Raw genomic sequence first — 18,788 nt, 5'->3', positions numbered from 1 at the left:
ACATGAAAGTCCGACTGGGATTCGTGGCGAACTCCCTCTCTTTATGGGATGCAAGCCCGGCCAAAACCATGACCTACAAACGATTCACAGAGTTACCAAAGAGCGAGCAGATGGATCGCCTGAAGAAAGTGACGAGATTAAACCTGGAACATACGAAACGCATCCTCTATCTGTGCGCGGCTCATGAAATCAAGCTGTACAGATTATCGAGCTCCCTCGTTCCCCTGGCCACCCATCCCGAGGTGGAATGGGATTTCCATTCCCCTTTTCAAAACGAATGGAAGGAGCTTGGAGATCTGATCAAAAAGTTCGGGATCAGGGCAAGCTTTCATCCAAACCAGTTCACCTTATTCACGAGTCCCAAGCAGCATGTGACGGACAATGCCGTGAAAGATATGGTGTATCACTACCGGATGCTTGAATATATGGGGATCGAGAAGGATTCCGTCATCAATATCCATATCGGAGGGAGCTACGGGGATAAGGAAGAAACGCTGATTCGTTTTCATGAAAACCTGAAAGACCTCCCTCCGGATGTAAAAGACATCATGACCCTTGAGAATGACGACAAGACCTATACCGTCGAAGAAACGCTCACCGCTTGTCAAAAAGAGAACACCCCCATGGTCCTCGACATTCACCATCACGAAGCCAATCCGAGTGATAAGCCTCTTGAGGAATATCTTGAAGCTGTTTTTGCCACCTGGGACAGGAGAGATTTAGTGCCGAAAATACATATCTCCTCCCCTAAATCCGATAAGGCCTTCCGTTCCCATGCCGACCTGGTTGATCCGGGATTTGTGGAAGGATTCTTCAAAACCCTGAAGACGTTGGATCAGGACGTGGATTTTATGATCGAAGCCAAACATAAAGATCTTGCCATGCTGAAGCTGATTGAAGATTTGGCGTCCATTCGCGGGGTGAAAAGGATCAATGGCGGGGCCCTTGAGTGGTAAAGAAGAAAAGATGGACACGTGGGTGTTCATCTTTTTTTATGTACACATCATTTAAATACAGACTCAATCCAGGGCTGAATCGCCATGAAGGCTTTGAACCCAAGATAAATACCCACGATTCCTGCAATTCCTGCCAGTGCAGGCGGGGCAGGTATCGGTAACTTAAATAAAGCAAAGATAAACCCGACTAAAAATCCGGTTACAATCGCTAATACGACCGTTTTCATACCATTCTCCTCCTTCATCCATCTTCCATTATTATACGTCAAAGCGGCCGAAATATAAGAAAAAGGTCCATCCTGATGAGGGACGGACCTTCTATAATTACATTTTTTCCGGAGCTGCTACACCGATCAAGGCAAGAGCGTTTTGCAACGTGACGCGTACGACTTTTACTAAAGCAAGACGTGCTGTCGTCAATTCACGATTTTCTTCATCAAGAACCTTATTGGCATTGTAGAAGCTGTGGAAAGCAGATGCCAGGTCGTTGATATAATTCGCTACACGGTGTGGTGTGCGTTTCTCGGCTGCATCGGCGATCATTTGCGGGAATTCACCCAGCTTTTTCAGTAGGTCGACTTCTTTTTCCGTACCGATCAGCTTTAAATCGATCTTGTCTTCAGAGGCCAGTCCCTGTTCTTCTGCCTGGCGAAGGATGCTGCAAATACGCGCGTGGGCATATTGAGCATAGTAGACAGGGTTTTCGTTGGACTGGGATACGGCTAAGTCCAGGTCAAAATCCATATGCGTATCGGCACTTCTCATGGCGAAGAAATAGCGGACTGCATCAAGGCCGACCTCTTCGACAAGCTCACGTAAAGTGACGGCTTTTCCTGTACGCTTACTCATCTTCATCTTTTCCCCATCTTTATAAAGGTGAACGAGTTGGATGACTTCCACTTCCAGTTTGTCACGGTCAAAGCCGAGTGCTTCGATGGCCGCTTTCATGCGGGGGATGTATCCGTGATGGTCCGCTCCCCAGATATTGATCAGCACATCATGCCCGCGCTCGAATTTATCCTTATGGTACGAAATATCCGGAGTCAGGTATGTGTACGTGCCGTCGTTCTTGATGAGAACACGGTTTTTGTCATCACCCAGTTCAGTCGAGCGGAACCACGTCGCGCCGTCCTCTTCGTAAACGTGACCGTTGTCTCTCAGCGTCTTCAATGCCGCATCGATTTTCCCATTTTCATATAGTGATGTTTCAGAGTACCACACGTTGAATGGAACACGGAACATCTCAAGGTCCTTTTGAAGCTTGGCCATTTCGATCTTCAGACCGTACTCACGGAAAAACTTGTTGCGTTCTTCATCGCTTACTTCTGCATATTTCGAGCCGAATTCTTCAGCCAGTTTCTTTCCGATTCCGATGATGTCCGCTCCGTGATATCCGTCTTCAGGCATCGCCTTGTCTTGTCCAAGGGCCTGGAAGTAACGTGCTTCAACGGAGATCGCCAGGTTATGAATCTGATTTCCGGCATCATTGATGTAGTATTCACGGGTTACTTTGTAGCCCGCTTTTTCAAGGACGTTACATAGGGAATCACCGACGGCCGCTCCACGGGCATGGCCCAGGTGAAGGTCGCCTGTCGGGTTGGCAGATACGAACTCGACGTTCACTCTCTCGCCATTTCCCGCGTCCGACTGACCGTACTCCTGATCCTGATCGAGAATCAAAGGGATCAGATCTGTTAAGTATTCGTTGTTCATATAGAAATTGATGAATCCAGGTCCTGCAATCTCCATTTTTTCAATAGATGCTTTGGACTGGTCGAAGTTAGCGACGATGTCGTCTGCGATCATGCGCGGAGCTTTTTTTGCGACTCTTGCAAGCTGCATGGCCATATTCGTTGAATAATCCCCGTGTGACTTTTCTTTCGGGATCTCAAGGATGACATCCGGGATTTGATCCTCTGTAGCAAGTCCCGCTTTCAGGACCGCTGCTTTGATTTCGGCTTTCAGGTTTTCTTGTACTTTTTCGACGATATTCATATCCCTATGCTTCCTCCTTATAGTGAATGGACATAACATAATCCCCAACCGGGCTGTCCTGCATCTTTAACTCGTAAGAAAGGTTGAAGTTCCCTTCAAGCTCCGAGTCACTCTGTGTATGTGAAAGTGTTTTGGTTTTCGTTGTAAGTAAAAGGGTGCCGAGCTGGCTCTCGTAAGAACCATTCTGTTCCTCGAGTTCATTGAAGGCCATTCTCATTTTGACTGCCCCGCTTCTAAGGATGAGGGCCTGTCGATCCGTGACTTTCACAATCGTATGAGTTGTCCCTTCCTCTTGTACTTCATCGTACTTTAGAAAAACGGCATCTCCTTTTTCATAGTATCGACCAAATGATACCAATTCAAAAGAGTCACTTTCCTCTCCTATTGTGATTTTGGTTTTCAAGTGAACTTTGACAGGGGTGTAATCCGTTTTTGCCGTCAAACCACTCACATCCTTTTCTTTTTAGGGTCCGATCAAGTGATAGGTCCGTCCCTCAAATAGACGTCCCTTCCTTCTAACTAATTAAGTATAAGAAGTATTGTGGGAAATTGCAATGGAACACGGTGAGTTTTCATTTATTGGAGGGATGTAAGCGGATTATCGGTAAAAGAAAAGCCTCTTCTGCCAATGAGAAGAGGCTTTGATGGTTTATTTTACCCAGCCAAGAAGCATTTCACGAATCAGCTTACTTGCCGTATTCGCTGTCTGCTCGGATGGATCATAGATTGGCGCCACTTCCACAAGATCCGCTCCCACGACGTTCACGTCAGAGTGAGCGATGGCATGGATCGATGCCAGTAATTCTTTCGAAGTGATACCGCCGCAGTCCACGGTGCCTGTTCCAGGAGCGTGGGCAGGGTCCAATACGTCAATATCGATCGTCACATACACAGGACGTCCTGCTAGCTGTGGAAGGATTTCCTTCAGCGGCTCGAGCACTTCGAACTTGGAAATATGCATGCCGTTTTCCTTCGCCCATTGGAATTCTTCTTTCATACCGGAACGGATGCCGAATGAGTAAACGTTCTTCGGTCCGATGTGCTCGGCAATCTTACGGATCGGAGTCGAGTGGGATAAGGGCTCTCCTTCGTACTCTTCACGCAGATCGGTGTGAGCGTCCATATGGATGATGGCTAGATCCGGATATTTCTTCGCGATAGCTTTCATTACAGGCCATGAGACCAGATGCTCCCCACCCATTCCAAATGGGATCTTCCCGTCGCCAAGGAGCCCGTCGATATAATCTTCAATCATATCGATGCTTCGCTGCGGGTTACCGAACGGCAGCGGGATATCACCGGCATCATAGTATTTCACTTCTTCAAGCTCCCGGTCAAGGTATGCACTATACTCCTCCAGACCGATCGACACCTCGCGGATACGGGCAGGACCGAAACGGGAACCCGGACGGTAACTCACCGTCCAATCCATCGGCATCCCGTAAAGGACCACCTGGCTCTCCTCATAAGAAGGATGGCTCTTAATAAACACATTACCTGAATAAGCCTCATCAAAACGCATATTCTTCAACCTCTCTTTTAGAGAGGGACGGACCTTGGTTCAGGTCCGTCCCTCCTTGATTTTAAGCGATTTACCGTTGAAATGTGAGGTCCGTCCCTCCCATTTATTTTGTCAGGTCTTTAACGAATTTCGGAAGGGCGAATGCTGCTTTGTGCAGTTCCGGTGTGTAGTATTTCGTTTCGATGTCGTGGAAACGCTCTTCCGGTACTTCGATAGGGTCGTGCTTTTTGGAACCGATGGTGAAGGCCCACAGTCCGCTTGGGTATGTCGGGATATTCGCTGTGTACAGGCGTGTGATCGGGAAGATTTCCTTCACGTCGCTCTGTACCTGGCGGATAAGGTCTGCTTTGAACCAAGGGTTATCACATTGCGCGACAAAGATTCCGTCTTCTTTCAATGCTTTTGAGATCCCAGCGTAGAATCCTTTTGTGAACAGGTTAACTGCCGGCCCTACCGGCTCAGTGGAATCGACCATGATCACATCATATTCGTTCTCACTCTTCGCGATGTGCATGAAGCCGTCGTCGACTTGTACGTCCACGCGCTCGTTCTCTAATTCTCCAGCAATCTCAGGAAGATACTTCTTGGAGTACTCGATCACTTTTCCGTCGATTTCAACAAGAACCGCTTTCTTTACGCTTGGGTGTTTCAATACTTCACGGATGACCCCACCGTCTCCACCGCCGACAACCAATACGTTCTCAGGGTTCGGGTGCGTGAATAATGGAACATGCGCCACCATTTCATGATAGACGAACTCATCCTTCCGGCTCGTCATGACCATGCCGTCAAGGAACAGCATATTGCCCCATTCTTCTGTTTCAGCCATTTCAAGATATTGAAAATCCGTTTGCTCTGTATGTAAAGTCTTCTTGATTTTCATCGTGATCCCGAAGTTTTCTGTTTGTTTCTCTGTGTACCAAAGTCCACTCATTGTTTCAACTTCCCTTCTTGTTTTAATGGATGATCGCTGTTTCTGTATAAATCATATACCACTAGTTTGAGTTTTCACACGTTCATTTCAGGACAAAATAGATCACTCTGTTAAGCGAAACCCTGACATAACGGGCTTTACTCCTATTTATAAAAACATCCGCATCGGACGTCATTTTTATCCTTCCCTATCATGATAAATACAAACATGAGAAAAAGTATAGTGGAATCTAGCAAAATTTCAAGTGAAATTTTTTCTAAACCTTTGACGTTTAAAATCTCGTAAAACTTTTCATACTGATACTACACAGTAATCAGTATAAACGAGATGACAACTATAAAAAAATCCAAGGTCCGTCCCTCAATTGATGCGGACCTCTGTAGGGAAAGTAGGGAGAGGTATGGAAGTGATGGCTCGAATGGAGAAGACAAAGAAATATGCGAGATTTGCAGTGGTCGGGGCTCTCGCGGCTATGGTTCTCTTTTTGTTGGGGATCATGGGGGTTTTGATTTACGCCAAGGTCCAGGGGCCGCCTCCCCTTGCCGTCCCTCAATCTACTTTGATCTATGGTGAGGATGGTTCGGTCATAGGTGAAACGAATACAGGTGAGAAGCGCTACTGGGTGGGTCTGAAGGAAATCTCGCCTGCCCTCATTGAAGCGACGATCTCCATTGAAGATAAAAGCTTCTACCAGCATTACGGGTTTGACCTGAAGCGGATGGCAGGGGCAGCGCTGGCCGACGTCAAAGCGATGTCGAAGGTACAGGGGGCCAGTACCATTTCACAACAGTACGCTCGCAATCTATTTCTTTCTCATGATAAGACGTGGAAACGAAAGATTTCAGAAGCCCTCTACACGATCAGGATCGAAATGAACTACTCCAAGAAGGACATTCTAGAAGGCTATTTAAATACCATCTACTACGGCCACGGGGCATACGGTGTCCAGGCAGCGAGTCAATATTACTTCGGCAAAGATGCCAATCAATTGACCGTCGCAGAAGCGGCTATGCTCGCCGGGATCCCGAAAGCACCTTCCTACTATTCGCCTGTCACCCATCTTGAAAATAGCAAGAAGCGCCAGGAGCTCATCCTTCAGTCCATGACCGAGGACGGCTTTATAACAAGGGAGCAAGAGGCTGTTTCCAAAGCAGCACCCATCCGCATCACAGGGGAGCACGCCCATCAAAAGGCGGAAACCGCCCCCTATTTTCAAGATGTTGTGAAAAGCATCCTGAGTTCCGACTTGGGAATCGAGGAACGCACGATTGAGATGGGGGGATTGAAGGTTTACACGACCCTCAACCCCGATCATCAGAAAGTCGCCGAGAAAGTCGTGAAGGAACAGATCCCCGATAAATCGGATATCCAATTGGGGTTTGTGTCCATGAATCCGAAAAATGGGTATGTAACAGCTTTAGTCGGGGGAAGGGATTATGAAGAGAGTCCGTTTAACCGTGCCGTGCAGGCAATCCGCCAGCCGGGATCAACGATCAAACCACTACTCTACTACTCTGCTTTAAAACAGGGATTTACGCCAGCCACGACGATGAAGAGCGAAATGACGTCCTTCACGTTTGATGATGGAAAAAAGTACACCCCTCATAATTACAACAATAAATATGCAGATGGTGACATCACTCTGGCCCAGGCTATCGCTCTATCCGATAACGTGTACGCCGTGAAGACCCACCTCTTTATCGGTCAGGACACCTTGACAAAAACGGCAAAAGAGAAGTTTGGATTGACGACAAAGGTGAAAAAATATCCTTCATCGGCACTCGGTACGTCAGGGGCACGGGTCATCGATATGGTCAACGCCTATAGCATCTTTGCCAATGGCGGCTACAAAGTGAAGCCTGTTTTCATTACAAAAGTGGAAGACTGGTCGGGGAAGGTCATCTATGAAAGCGAATCGAAAAAAGAGCAGGTGCTCGACCCGGATCTCACATACGTCATGACCCATATGCTCACCGGGATATTCGATCCTAAGCTCAATGATTATTCGACGGTAACGGGGATTCAGATCCGGAAAGACGCGACCCGTCCCTACGCAGGTAAATCCGGGACGACCAACACAGATAACTGGATGATCGGCTACTCCCCTCAATTAACAGCGGGAGTGTGGACGGGATACGATAAAGGAAAAGAAGTCTCCCTCGTTGATGATAAATACTATGCCAAGAAAATCTGGGTCCACTTCATGGAAGAAGCCCTGAAGGATGAACCCGTCAAGAACTTCAAACCAACCAAGGGCGTCGTCGGCGTAGCCGTGAACCCCCATAACGGACTGCTTGCAACAGAAGACTGTCCCGTCCAGCGCTTCACCTACTTTGTAAAAGGCACCGAACCGACCGAATACTGCCATGAACATCTGGGTGATAAAGAAGCACCGAAAGAAAAGGCACCGAAAAAAGAGAAGAAACAACCTTGGTATGAGAAAGTTAGGGATTGGATTTTTTAACCGAAAAGCGGAGGCGGCTCGTTCAGAGGCGACAAGCATAAGGTGAACCTACCGGAAAGGCGTTCTTTGCCTTTTTGGTAGGTTTAACTTATGACCTCGAGCCTCTAGCCACCGGAGCTGGACATCTCGAAAAGTGGAAGGGGCTCGCACTGGGGATGGACATTTGGAACCCCCTACTTCCATCCATATAACAACAATAAAACACAAAAAACCCCGGGCTTGTGCGAACCCGGGGTTTTTCATGTCCTAGTTTATGTGCAAACTGTGATTTAAGTGTACTTTTTTTCCACCCATAGAGCAAGATGTGAACGACATATTCAAAGAAATGTCACAGTTTGTTCACAAAACGATCTATTTTATTTTTAGCGCTTCCTTCAATTCATCCTTTGAGCGTTCCCACATACCTTCATCATGATTCTTTAAAAAGGTCGTTAGAATGCCTTTGGATTTGTCGTCCAGTTGGTCAAGGACGATCTTCCGTTTGATGGATTTATCCATATTGTTCACATGTTCCGGCATGGACTTGTAGCCCCTGCGCTTCTCACGGTTCACGACGAGCTCACAAGCCGTCACGCCTGCATAGTACGGGCCGTCTTCCATCCGGTCGATGGTTATCCAGATGAGCCAATACGGCTTACCGCCTGCCGAGTCCTCACGGTTATTCGTGAATTTGATCCCTTTTTCGATCGGGCTCCTTGCATGCATGGCTCCGATTTCGATCGTCGCTTCGCCTTCTTCGACATCAATCATCACAGGTGAAACATTATCAAGGCTCAAAGCTCCTACCCCGTAACCGCCGTGGCCGTCAGTGGGATCACTTTTGATGATATTGAATCCAATGTTTTTTTTCTTTTCCATGAAACGTCACTCCTTCTAGCTAAAGATTGAAAAAATGGTCGTGAATATCGCACTGAATGCCTGATTGGTCGCCGTCATGCCACCTTGTAATAATGGCCAAATCGTATATTCGTCCAGAGGCGTGATGACAATGATCAAAAACAGCAGAACGCCATATTGCTCATATTGGGTCAGTTTTGCCCTGATATGATTCGGGGACAAGTCCTCGATGATCCGATACCCATCCAGTGGAGGGAACGGCAGTAAATTAAAGACGAACAATAATACGTTCAAGTAAACGATCATCTGCAGAAGGTCGATGATGAACGGTGGAACACCGACGCCACCCGTCACCCCTACAAAAAAGTAAAAGATCCCGAATGCAATAAAGGCAAGCAGGAAGTTACTCAACGGGCCGGCAACGGATACCAGTACACCCGCCAAACGGGGATTCTTGAAACGGGATCTCATGACCGGCACGGGCCGCGCCCAGCCAAATCCCACAATTAGTATTAAAAGGGTCCCAAACGGGTCCAGATGTTGAATCGGATTCAATGTGAGCCTTCCCTGATCCTTCGCTGTCGTATCCCCGAACTTGTATGCCACATAGGCGTGAGCGAACTCATGAACCGTAAAGGCCATGACGAGGGCGATCACGACAAACGGGAGCTCTTCCAACCGAAAGACGGAGATCGACTCAAAAAGTGAGCTAATGGTATCCAAAGTATGTACTCCTTTAAAAAATGTTTTACTTTCTTATTCCATAGTATACAGAAAAATTCCTGCATTCATGACACTTCATCTTTCCATCATACCAAACTTGCTCTCTCATCCCCTACCCATTACATTTAAATGGTAGGCAGAAATTCAGTAGCCTACCACAGATTGTACCAAATCCAAAACCAAGGAGCGAATCATTATGCCTTATATCACCGTAAAAATGCTCGAAGGCCGTTCAGAAGAGCAAAAGCGTGCCCTCGTCGAAAAAGTGACCGAAGCCGTCAGCGAAACCACCGGTGCCCCTGAAGAAAAAATCGTCGTCTTCATTGAAGAAATGACGAAAGGGCACTATGCCGTCGGAGGCAAGAGACTCAGTGATCAATAGAAGCAAGCATAAGACAAGCCCGCTGAAAAGGCATTCCCTTTTAGCGGGCTTGTCTTATGCTTCCGCCTTTTTTTAACTCCGGAATCCCACACGGGCAACATTTGAGTGTTAAGAATACGATATACCATACACTCGACGGAAAGGATGATATGAATGGACATGACGATTGGCGATGTGTTCTTACAATTGTTCATGATGGCTTTACTACTAGCCATTGTCGTTGGCGCTTTTATGGTGGCGAAAGGGCTTAGGAACAGAAGGATCCAGCAGCGGGAGCAAGACAAACAGGTGGAAGAAAAGCTTGATCAAATCATCGAGAAAATGGATCAATCATCCAAATAGCAAGAGTATATAAAGGGGGATCACTCCTGTCGAGTGATCCCCCCTTCCAATCATATAAGAACGTTCTCTACTGAACGATTTTTTTCGATTTTAGTCCATCAATGTAAGCGAAGGCTTCGTCGATTTCTTCTTCTGTATATTTCTGCTTGCTCTTGAGTGTGAACACTTTTTCCACGACTTCTTCTTTTGAAAGGTTATCAAAATATAAGACGGTCGAAACCAGTTCCAAAAAACGTGCTGATTGAACGTTCATATCGGTTAAGCAATCCTTCAGGCAGGGCATTTCCTTTTCATAGATCTCCAGGAAGTCCTCCCCTTCTTTCGTGACCGTATAGCGGTATTGATAGTAGCCGCCCTTTTTTTCCTTCACCTCGGAGATGAACCCCATATTGCATAGCTCCTCCACCCGAAGCGTCAGTTCTTCCGAGTACGGACCATAAAAATGAAATTGAAATTTTTCCTGAAACGGGAATTCAAGCTTCTTCGCTATATAGATCATTTTCTGAAGCTTCTTTCTTCCCACCACTTCACCCGAGGCTAAGAAGGCACTCATCAATTTTGCATGCTCTTTTAACAATGTACGTCATCTCCTACTCCTAGTATTGCATAAGTCAGGTCCTCATCTACAGCTCCAGAATCGTTCGGATCTGGCGCTTAATGTTCTTCTTTGTTGATTCGTCATATAGTAAATCCACTGGATAGTATAATTTATGATCGGTCCGGCGCTTTCCGGAGATGGAATCCACGATATCCGACTGTCTGGAAAGTTCACGAAGTTCTTCATTTTTCATCAACAGATGGATCGGAAGCCGCTCCTCTTCCTCGCCCGGCCTGTAGAAATCGTATGGAAGATCTGAAGATGAGTCCACCACCAGATAATAATCGGGATCGATTCCCGCCTTTTTAAAAAGGGCTTCCAATTCACTGTGCTTCTTGTATTCCTTCGCCGGATCGAACTCTACGTACTTGAAGAGATTCCGGTTCATGAACCGCTCGCATAAGTCCCGTAAAATCGGATCCTCTTCTTCCTGCCAAATCTGAAAATAATACATGATGACCGCTTCATCCAGCTTTAAATAATCCTCAAGGGCCACTTCCCCCTCAAACAGGGAATAAAAATGGATCGGGTTTTGCTTAAAGGAATAGGACTCTTCATGAAGTTCCTTCGCCCTATGTAAAATCTTCGTCAGGATCACTTCTGCACTTCTCGTCACCGGATGGAAATACACCTGCCAGTACATCTGATAGCGGCTCATGATGTAGTCTTCGACGGCATGCATACCGCTCTGTTTGATCACGACCTGGTCTTCACGGGGTCTCATCACACGGAGGATCCTCTCCATGTCGAAATGTCCGTAGCTCACCCCTGTAAAATAGGCGTCACGCTGCAGATAATCCATACGATCGGCATCGATCTGGCTTGAAATGAGGCTGACGACCAGCTTGTTACTGTACGTCTTCGCGATCACTTCTGCTACATGCTTTGGAAATTCCGGTGCCACTTTACCGAGAACCTCGTTCACCTCGGTATCCCCTAAGATGATGGCTTGGGTAAAATGCTCATGATCGAGGTGAAACACCTTTTCAAAGGAATGGGAAAACGGTCCGTGCCCCAGATCATGCAGTAACGCAGCGCACAATGACAGTAATCGCTCATCCTGGTTCCACTCCGGTCTTCCGACGAAGACATCATCGACGATGCGGCGGATGATCTCATACACACCAAGAGAATGATTGAACCGGCTGTGTTCCGCTCCGTGAAAGGTCAAGTAGGTGGTTCCGAGCTGTCTGATTCTGCGGAGGCGCTGGAACTCTTTTGTCCCGATCAAATCCCAAATCACGCGATCCTTTACATGAACATAGCGATGAACAGGGTCTTTAAATACTTTTTCTTCATGTAATTTCTGCTTGGCATACTCCATCTTCTACCCTCTTCCTAAACTATCATATTTCTATTATAGCGACTTGAGCCATCGCATTCATCTCGAATTTTGTCGAAAAAAATAGGTATTTGTCCTTTGATTGTTCAATCGCAAGCGTTCCAAATCCTTCAAAAAAATTTGGACGCTTGACAAAAAGTTCTCTCCTATTATTTCTCTACCCCTTATGTAGTTTCCTTTTCCAAAGAGGTGCAAACCTTTATTTATTTTTATCAGTAAAAAAGAAAAAACTCCCTCAGGTGGAAGTTTCCCTTTACTTCTTTATCTTCTTGATCACTTTTTCCATCAGTTCTTCTTCAGTCAACGCCGCTACAGGACGATTATTCACAAAAGCAAATGTCTTTTTGCGTCCTGGACCACAATAGGATTGGCACGCAATGTCGATTGGTGCGTCCGGATCAATCTCCTTTAATTTCGGAATCAAGGTCTTTAGGTTAACGGCCTGACAATCATCGCAAACACGGAATTCGTTTGCCATCTGTCAACAACCCTTTCTATCTATTGAAATGGATTTTATACGTCGTAAACATCGATTTATAGAATACAGTTTTCAGTCATGTTTTGCAAGTGAACATCGTTTCCATCCCGCATGCGTTCATCACTGATACAACGAAACTAGCAGACAGAAAATAATTTTAACATATTCGTATAAAAACCTTCTAAATGGTCCATCCTTTAATCAACGAATACTTTAAGAAAACTTTGGGAGTTGAGATGAAATGATGATGAAAACAAGACAGGATGCCTGGACGGAAGAAAATGATCTATTATTGGCCGAAACGGTCTTGCGACATGTGCGTGAAGGCAGCACGCAGCTGAATGCCTTCGAGGAAGTCGGGGACAAACTGAACCGTACATCCGCCGCATGTGGATTCCGCTGGAACGCCGTCGTGCGCCATCAGTACGAGAAAGCTCTTTCACTAGCAAAAAAACAACGCAAACAGCGCCACCGTATCCTCGGGAAAGACCAGGGCGGCAAGAAGAAGCTATTATACCAGCCACCGACACCTTCCTTCGACGATTTAGACGCTATGTCTCTATCAATGTCTGAAGCGGAAGAAGAAATGGAATTTGCCGAGTACGAGAACTACGTACCGGAAACGGAGCAACTGGGGAAAGAAACCGAAGAAAAAGCGCAGGACTTTACAGTGGAAGCAAGTGAAGAACAAACTTACGTGGCGAAACAGGCACCTGCTGCCAACCATGTTGTAAAGCCATCGGGATTAAAAGGGGAAGTCACCCTTGAAAAGGTGATCGCGTACCTTCAGAACCTGGCGCAAACCAACTTGAATTCCGACTACGTAAAAATTGAGAATCAAAGATTGAAGCAGGAGATTTCCGATCTCCGAAAAGAAAATGCCGAGCTCGAAAAGAAAGTCAAAGCCCTAGAGAACAACTCCGTCACGATGCAGGAAGACTACGAAACACTCATGCAAATCATGAACCGGGCCAGAAAGCTCGTCGTATTCGATGAAGACGAGTCAAAGGCACCGCGATTCAAGATGGATCGAAACGGAAATCTCGAAAAAGTAGCTGAATAATGATATTCCCAACCAGTGCGCCTGTGGGCGTGCTGGTTTTTTGCGTGGAGAAGGGATGTCGGGATAAAAAAAGCCGGACCCCGATATAAACCGAAGTCCAGCTCTCCCCATTATCCCAACACCTTTTCATTCCGATCGACGACCCGCTGATAATACATCTCGTACATCCCATACTCTTCTCCCTGGAGGGCACTGCTGTAAAATTCGACGCTGAATCCTTTCAACGACTGCAGGAAGCGGAGCATCACATCCTGAATCGATAATTCGACTCCCAGGAGCTCCGATAAAGAAGCCATCACCTCAGGGTCAATCTCCGGAAACGTAAACTTCGACGTTCCATCCTTCAGTCCGGTCTCATAAAAACGCTGAATCAGTCCCGCCCGCTCAGAACCGCTTCCACTGACGCAAAGATACACCTGAACGGCTACCCCGTTGCGGATCCTCCGCTGGGAGATCCCTGCGAACTTCTGATCATTGATGCTGAGATCGTAACTGCCGGGACAGTAGGACTGTGTAATCTCCTTCGCTTCGATTTCCACGTCAAATTCCTTGAACATATCCTTGACCAGCAGCCACATAGCGTCGTAGCCACGGTTAATGTCGATGCCTTTTTCAGAATCAGGGAATACCAATGAGAGATTCAGTACCCCCTCATCCAATACGACGGCAAGGCCCCCGGAGTTTCGTACAATATATCGATATCCTTCTTCTTCCAGTACCTCCAAGGCATCCGAAAGAAACGGCAGCTTTGTATCTTGAATACCTAATACAACCGTTTGATGATGGACCCATGAGCGTGCTGTCGGATCAGACTGACCTGCTCCGATCACCGTGCACAATGTATCGTCCATGGCAAACGACTGCAGGGCCCCGAACATCGGTCCCAAACTTGATTGATCAATCACTCTCCATCGATCTTGACGAAGCAGTGCATATGCTTTTTCCTTATCCATTACGCTTCTCCTTCACTTACAACATGCGAGCTCATTATATCACATAATGGTGGGGTTTCTGAAAACGGGGTTGGACAATCTTCTGGCGCAAAAAAACCGAACCCCCTAAAGGATCCGGTTTCCCATTACATCTATCTCCTTACAGCGCCTGAGCTGCTGTAATCAATGCAAGCTTATACACATCTTCCTCGTTACAACCGCGGGAAAGATCGTTCACAGGGGCGTTCAGTCCTTGAAGGATCGGGCCTACTGCTTCGAAGTTTCCTAAACGTTGTGCGATTTTGTATCCGATGTTTCCTGCTTCAAGACTAGGGAATACGAAAACGTTGGCATCCCCTTGGATGTCGGCACCAGGTGCTTTTTTCTCGGCTACGGATGGAACGAAGGCAGCGTCGAATTGGAATTCACCGTCGACAGTCAGTTCAGGTGCTTTTTCTTTCGCAAGTGATACGGCTTCTACCACTTTTTCCGTTTCAGGTGATTTAGCCGATCCTTTTGTCGAGAAGCTCAGCATCGCAACGCGTGGATCGATGTCGAACATGTCGGCTGTCTTCGCACTTTCGATGGCGATTTCAGCAAGATCCTGGCTGTCAGGTGTGATATTGATCGCACAGTCAGCAAATACATACTTCTCGTCTTCACGTACCATGATGAAGACACCCGATGTCTTACGGACGCCTTCTTTTGTTTTGATGATCTGCAGAGCCGGGCGAACCGTGTCAGCCGTTGAGTGGGCTGCGCCACTTACAAGCCCGTGAGCCTGGCCGGTGTAAACGAGCATCGTACCGAAGTAGTTACCGTCCAAGAGGATCTTCTTCGCATCTTCTTCAGTCGCTTTTCCTTTACGACGTTCCACGAATGCTTTCACAAGCTCGTCCATTCCAGCAAATCCTGCCGGATCGACGACGTCACAGCCGTCAAGCTTCACACCCAGCTGATCCGCTTTGGCGTTCACTTCATCCACGTTACCGACTACGATCGGTGTCAGGATACCGTCAGCAGACAAACGGGATGCTGCTGTCAGAATGCGTTCGTCCGTCCCCTCAGGGAAAACGATCTTTAACTCTTTACCTTTTACTTTACCCGTTAATGTTGTAAATAAGTTGCTCAATAGAGGAACCTCCTTGATTTATACATATCCAATCTTAGAATACTCTTCTCAATGAAGAATTCAAGGAAAAGGAGTAATGATACCGGTTTCAACTCAAAAGTCTTTGTTTTCTAATAATTTTTACCCGATTGAGGAATATCCTAAGCCTAAATGACAATCTACTAGGATAGTGTGTTCCATAAATCTCCCTGCTATCCACCATTTGTGCCATTTTAGCGACATTGGGTTTTGTATTCTTACTCTGGGGTGAAACTATGATATAGTAAAGTTGGAAAAAGTACTTTAAGGAGTGATTACATTGGCAGAACCGGCACAAACATTAGATGGTTGGTATTCCCTGCATGATTTTCGCGCAATGGACTGGACTTCATGGAAGATGCTTCCGAGTGAAGAGAGAGCCTCGGCGATTTCAGAATTCCACCGTTTCTTAGATCGATTGAACAGCACTCAGGATGCAAAAGAAGGAAGTCACGCCCTTTACACGATCGTTGGGCAGAAAGCGGACTTCATGCTGATGATCCTTCGTCCGACAATGGAAGAATTAAATGAGCTGGAAAATGAATTCAACAAGCTGAAAATCGCTGAGTTCACCATCCCGACATTCTCATATGTTTCTGTAGTGGAACTTGGTAACTACATGCCTTCAGAGGGCGATCCGTACGAGAATCCATATGTTCAGGAACGTATTTACCCAATCCTTCCAAAAGCGAAGCATGTCTGCTTCTACCCGATGGACAAGCGTCGCCAGGGGAATGATAACTGGTACATGCTGCCGATGGAAGAGCGTCGTGACATGATGAGAAGTCATGGTATGATCGGCCGCCAATACGCAGGCAAAGTGAAACAGATCATTACGGGTTCTGTTGGTTTCGATGATTACGAATGGGGTGTCACTCTGTTCGCCGATGATGTGCTTCAGTTCAAAAAGCTTGTATACGAAATGCGCTTTGACGAAGTAAGCGCCCGTTTCGGTGAATTCGGTGCCTTCTACGTAGGAAACCTATTAAAAGAAGAAGCTATCTCAAAATTCCTTCACGTCAACTAAATACTACTGACAAACGACAAGTCTTGTGGCTTGTCGTTTTTTTATGGGTTCAGTCAATAAAACAAATGAATAAATATTTCTCCCCCCACATAGACATGAAATAGTGAGACATAGCATCTTCTAAAGTGAGGTGGGAAGATGGGTGTAATTCCTTATAACGAGAAGGAAGTGAAGCTCCTGGCTCGATTGATGAGGGCTGAGGCCGAGGGTGAAGGACAGCAGGGAATGCTGATGGTGGGGAACGTCGGGGTGAACCGGGTACGGTCCGATTGCCTTGACTTTAAGAAATTAGCTAATCTTCAAGATATGGTGTTTCAGAGTCCAGGTGGATTCGAGGCCACCCAGAAAAGCTACTTCTATCAGCGGGCCCGGCAGAAGGATATTGATTTGGCGCGGAAGACCATTAAAGGTGGCAGGTATCACCCTGCGTCTTACTCCCTTTGGTTCTTCAAGCCGGCCGGCAGCTGTCCGGATCAATGGTATAACCAGTCAAACGCCGGGCGGTTCAAGTCCCACTGTTTCTTTCAACCCACTCAAGGTGATTGTCCGAAAGTATATTAATCTTACTTAAAGGAGGTATTCGGTTTGGCGAACCAACAATCAAACCCGTATCAAGGGTATAATCAATCTGCTTATAATCCCTATGGTCAGTATTACGGTGGTGGGCAAGGTCAGGGACAATATTATCCCCAGCAGCAAGGTGGTGGAGGGTATCAGATCCCTTCCCCTACGAATGCTCCGGCACCTTCTCAAAATGTTCCGGGAATGCTTCCGATTGAAGAGTCGTATATCGAGAATATTCTCAGGTTGAATAAAGGAAAGGTCGCGACGGTTTATACGACGTTTGAAAATAATAAAGAATGGAACGCGAAGGTGTTCAAGGGGATCATTGAAGCCGCCGGCCGGGATCACCTTATCCTGAGCGACCCGCAAACCGGCACACGGTACCTCATCCCGATGATTTATCTGGATTACATTACGTTTGATGAAGAAATCGAGTATGAATATCCATACGGTGCGGGAGGCTCCATGCAAAGCTATTCCCAACGCTAAAAAAATACCCTGTCAGGAAATCCGCTTCCTGACAGGGTATCTTTTTTGTTTATAATGTTTTCGCTGCGAATACGATCAAGAGTACCCAGGCGACGAGGAAACTGACGCCTCCAAGGGGTGTGATCGCCCCTAAGATCTTCACTCCTGATATGCTCAGAACATAAAGGCTTCCAGAGAAAAGAATCGTTCCGATCAGCATCAGCCAGCCTGACCAGGATAGCAGGGATGTTGGCGTGACATTTCCCATCAGCACCCCGACGATGATGATTCCGATCGCATGGAACATTTGATAAAGGACCCCTGTATTCCACGTATCGATGTACTTCTGTGAAATCTTCCCTTCCAATGCGTGGGCACCGAAAGCTCCCAATGCCACGGATAAAAAGGCGTTGATGGCACCGATAATGATAAATGTTTTCATGATGAACCTCCTAGGTTAAAAGTCAAATAAAGAATTGCCATTGGCTCCGTCATCCGTTTCGAGAGGCTCTTCCTTCTGAATGGAAACGGGCTTCTGAACCGGCTGTGATTCCTGGAAATACGGCATGGTCTGCTGAGGTTGGGAAAACGTGCTTTGAGCGGATGTCCCGTTGTTCTCCTCCAGCAAAACTTCACATAGTGCTTTTATTGAATAAACATGCTCACGGATCTGCTGAGACTTTTCAGCAGCCTTCGCTTTACCGAGTTCATGTTCGATTTTCTTGATTAATGATTGATGTGGGATATTCACAATGATTGACTCCTTCCACAAGGTCTACAGTATGTACGTCTTTATCCTAATTCTTATTGAAGGATTTCGCAAATATCATTTTTGTTTTGCCTTGAATTTCATGCATGGACTCCCGGAGGATTGAAAAACCACAAGGGAAGGCATCGCCTTTGTTTTAAACCCGTAGCCCTTACACCCCCGCGGGTGAGTCTGCTCCCACGTTGTATAAAAATACTGACATTGAAAACAGTTGATCCTTTCTTCCTTTTTCACAAAGCTTC

At 46.6% G+C, this 18,788-nt stretch carries 22 protein-coding genes; 8 read left to right on the top strand and 14 right to left on the bottom strand.

Annotation, left to right across the window (positions count from 1 at the left end; genetic code table 11):
• The first annotated feature begins 2 nt into the window (after positions 1 to 2).
• The gene (gene uvsE / locus ATG71_RS05095; RefSeq protein ID WP_098438693.1) at positions 3 to 956 is read left to right on the top strand and encodes a UV DNA damage repair endonuclease UvsE; all 954 of its coding nucleotides are present in this window, start codon (positions 3 to 5) and stop codon (positions 954 to 956) included.
• A 47-nt stretch (positions 957 to 1,003) separates the two neighbouring features.
• On the opposite strand, the gene ATG71_RS05090 is transcribed toward uvsE, so the two are convergent.
• The 5 genes from ATG71_RS05090 to speE form a co-directional block, all read right to left on the bottom strand.
• Entirely contained in the window at positions 1,004 to 1,183 is a 180-nt protein-coding gene (locus ATG71_RS05090; protein WP_032086963.1) for a XapX domain-containing protein, read from the bottom strand.
• A 97-nt stretch (positions 1,184 to 1,280) separates the two neighbouring features.
• Positions 1,281 to 2,951 carry an arginine--tRNA ligase gene (argS, locus tag ATG71_RS05085; RefSeq protein WP_098438692.1) on the bottom strand — a complete coding sequence of 557 codons (1,671 nt, stop codon included), beginning with the start codon at positions 2,949 to 2,951 and terminating at the stop codon, positions 1,281 to 1,283.
• 4 nt (positions 2,952 to 2,955) lie between these two features.
• On the bottom strand, positions 2,956 to 3,393 hold the full coding sequence (locus ATG71_RS05080) for a YwiB family protein (RefSeq protein WP_286162912.1): 438 nt from the start codon (positions 3,391 to 3,393) through the stop codon (positions 2,956 to 2,958).
• A gap of 207 nt (positions 3,394 to 3,600) precedes the next feature.
• Entirely contained in the window at positions 3,601 to 4,473 is an 873-nt protein-coding gene (gene speB, locus ATG71_RS05075) for an agmatinase (RefSeq protein WP_098351466.1), read from the bottom strand.
• 103 nt (positions 4,474 to 4,576) lie between these two features.
• Positions 4,577 to 5,407 (bottom strand): spermidine synthase, encoded by an 831-nt coding sequence (gene speE, locus ATG71_RS05070; protein WP_098438690.1) that lies wholly within the window; start codon positions 5,405 to 5,407, stop codon positions 4,577 to 4,579.
• A gap of 400 nt (positions 5,408 to 5,807) precedes the next feature.
• On the opposite strand from speE, the gene ATG71_RS05065 reads away from it, so the two are divergent.
• Complete coding sequence (locus ATG71_RS05065; RefSeq protein ID WP_098438689.1) at positions 5,808 to 7,871, top strand: transglycosylase domain-containing protein; 2,064 nt, start codon at positions 5,808 to 5,810, stop codon at positions 7,869 to 7,871.
• 351 nt (positions 7,872 to 8,222) lie between these two features.
• Here the strand turns inward: ATG71_RS05065 and ATG71_RS05060 are convergent, their stop codons facing one another.
• Positions 8,223 to 8,729 (bottom strand): YwhD family protein, encoded by a 507-nt coding sequence (locus ATG71_RS05060; RefSeq protein ID WP_098438688.1) that lies wholly within the window; start codon positions 8,727 to 8,729, stop codon positions 8,223 to 8,225.
• 15 nt (positions 8,730 to 8,744) lie between these two features.
• Positions 8,745 to 9,431 carry a site-2 protease family protein gene (locus tag ATG71_RS05055; RefSeq protein WP_353616272.1) on the bottom strand — a complete coding sequence of 229 codons (687 nt, stop codon included), beginning with the start codon at positions 9,429 to 9,431 and terminating at the stop codon, positions 8,745 to 8,747.
• Positions 9,432 to 9,627: 196 nt separating this feature from the next.
• On the opposite strand from ATG71_RS05055, the gene ATG71_RS05050 reads away from it, so the two are divergent.
• Positions 9,628 to 9,813 (top strand): 2-hydroxymuconate tautomerase, encoded by a 186-nt coding sequence (locus ATG71_RS05050; RefSeq protein ID WP_034765056.1) that lies wholly within the window; start codon positions 9,628 to 9,630, stop codon positions 9,811 to 9,813.
• A gap of 153 nt (positions 9,814 to 9,966) precedes the next feature.
• A complete protein-coding gene (locus ATG71_RS05045; RefSeq protein ID WP_098438687.1) occupies positions 9,967 to 10,155 on the top strand; it encodes a DUF4083 family protein in 189 nt (62 codons plus the stop codon).
• 67 nt (positions 10,156 to 10,222) lie between these two features.
• Here ATG71_RS05045 and ATG71_RS05040 read toward each other — a convergent pair whose 3' ends face one another.
• From ATG71_RS05040 to ATG71_RS05030, 3 genes are all read right to left on the bottom strand, one after another.
• Positions 10,223 to 10,732, bottom strand: a complete 510-nt coding sequence (locus tag ATG71_RS05040; protein WP_098438686.1) for a YwgA family protein — start codon at positions 10,730 to 10,732, stop codon at positions 10,223 to 10,225.
• A gap of 46 nt (positions 10,733 to 10,778) precedes the next feature.
• Positions 10,779 to 12,077: an HD domain-containing protein gene (locus ATG71_RS05035; RefSeq protein WP_098438685.1), complete on the bottom strand. Its 1,299-nt coding sequence runs from the start codon at positions 12,075 to 12,077 to the stop codon at positions 10,779 to 10,781.
• A 271-nt stretch (positions 12,078 to 12,348) separates the two neighbouring features.
• Entirely contained in the window at positions 12,349 to 12,573 is a 225-nt protein-coding gene (locus ATG71_RS05030; protein WP_034765044.1) for a YuzB family protein, read from the bottom strand.
• A 247-nt stretch (positions 12,574 to 12,820) separates the two neighbouring features.
• Here ATG71_RS05030 and ATG71_RS05025 point away from each other — a divergent pair, with 247 nt between their 5' ends.
• Entirely contained in the window at positions 12,821 to 13,636 is an 816-nt protein-coding gene (locus ATG71_RS05025) for an RsfA family transcriptional regulator (protein WP_098441725.1), read from the top strand.
• A 110-nt stretch (positions 13,637 to 13,746) separates the two neighbouring features.
• Here the strand turns inward: ATG71_RS05025 and lipL are convergent, their stop codons facing one another.
• Positions 13,747 to 14,589, bottom strand: a complete 843-nt coding sequence (gene lipL / locus ATG71_RS05020) for an octanoyl-[GcvH]:protein N-octanoyltransferase (protein WP_098438684.1) — start codon at positions 14,587 to 14,589, stop codon at positions 13,747 to 13,749.
• 139 nt (positions 14,590 to 14,728) lie between these two features.
• Entirely contained in the window at positions 14,729 to 15,700 is a 972-nt protein-coding gene (gene pta, locus ATG71_RS05015; RefSeq protein ID WP_098438683.1) for a phosphate acetyltransferase, read from the bottom strand.
• 298 nt (positions 15,701 to 15,998) lie between these two features.
• Between pta and hemQ the strand changes: the two genes are divergently transcribed.
• The 3 genes from hemQ to gerQ all read left to right on the top strand — a co-directional run bounded on the left by hemQ (position 15,999) and on the right by gerQ (position 17,798).
• Positions 15,999 to 16,745, top strand: coding sequence for a hydrogen peroxide-dependent heme synthase (hemQ, locus tag ATG71_RS05010; RefSeq protein WP_034765034.1), 747 nt, complete (start codon positions 15,999 to 16,001; stop codon positions 16,743 to 16,745).
• A gap of 138 nt (positions 16,746 to 16,883) precedes the next feature.
• Entirely contained in the window at positions 16,884 to 17,306 is a 423-nt protein-coding gene (locus tag ATG71_RS05005) for a cell wall hydrolase (RefSeq protein WP_098438682.1), read from the top strand.
• Between the two features lie 24 nt (positions 17,307 to 17,330).
• On the top strand, positions 17,331 to 17,798 hold the full coding sequence (gene gerQ, locus ATG71_RS05000) for a spore coat protein GerQ (protein WP_098438681.1): 468 nt from the start codon (positions 17,331 to 17,333) through the stop codon (positions 17,796 to 17,798).
• Between the two features lie 49 nt (positions 17,799 to 17,847).
• Here the strand turns inward: gerQ and ATG71_RS04995 are convergent, their stop codons facing one another.
• Both ATG71_RS04995 and ATG71_RS04990 read right to left on the bottom strand, forming a co-directional pair.
• Positions 17,848 to 18,219, bottom strand: a complete 372-nt coding sequence (locus ATG71_RS04995; RefSeq protein WP_034765025.1) for a DUF423 domain-containing protein — start codon at positions 18,217 to 18,219, stop codon at positions 17,848 to 17,850.
• A gap of 15 nt (positions 18,220 to 18,234) precedes the next feature.
• Entirely contained in the window at positions 18,235 to 18,528 is a 294-nt protein-coding gene (locus ATG71_RS04990; RefSeq protein WP_098438680.1) for a YwdI family protein, read from the bottom strand.
• Positions 18,529 to 18,788: the final 260 nt, after the last annotated feature.

Source organism: Bacillus sp. es.034 (assembly GCF_002563655.1).
Taxonomy (GTDB): Bacteria; Bacillota; Bacilli; order Bacillales; family Bacillaceae_B; genus Rossellomorea.
Note: the sequence above shows the minus strand (reverse complement) of the source record. Positions and strands in the feature narration are given on the sequence as shown.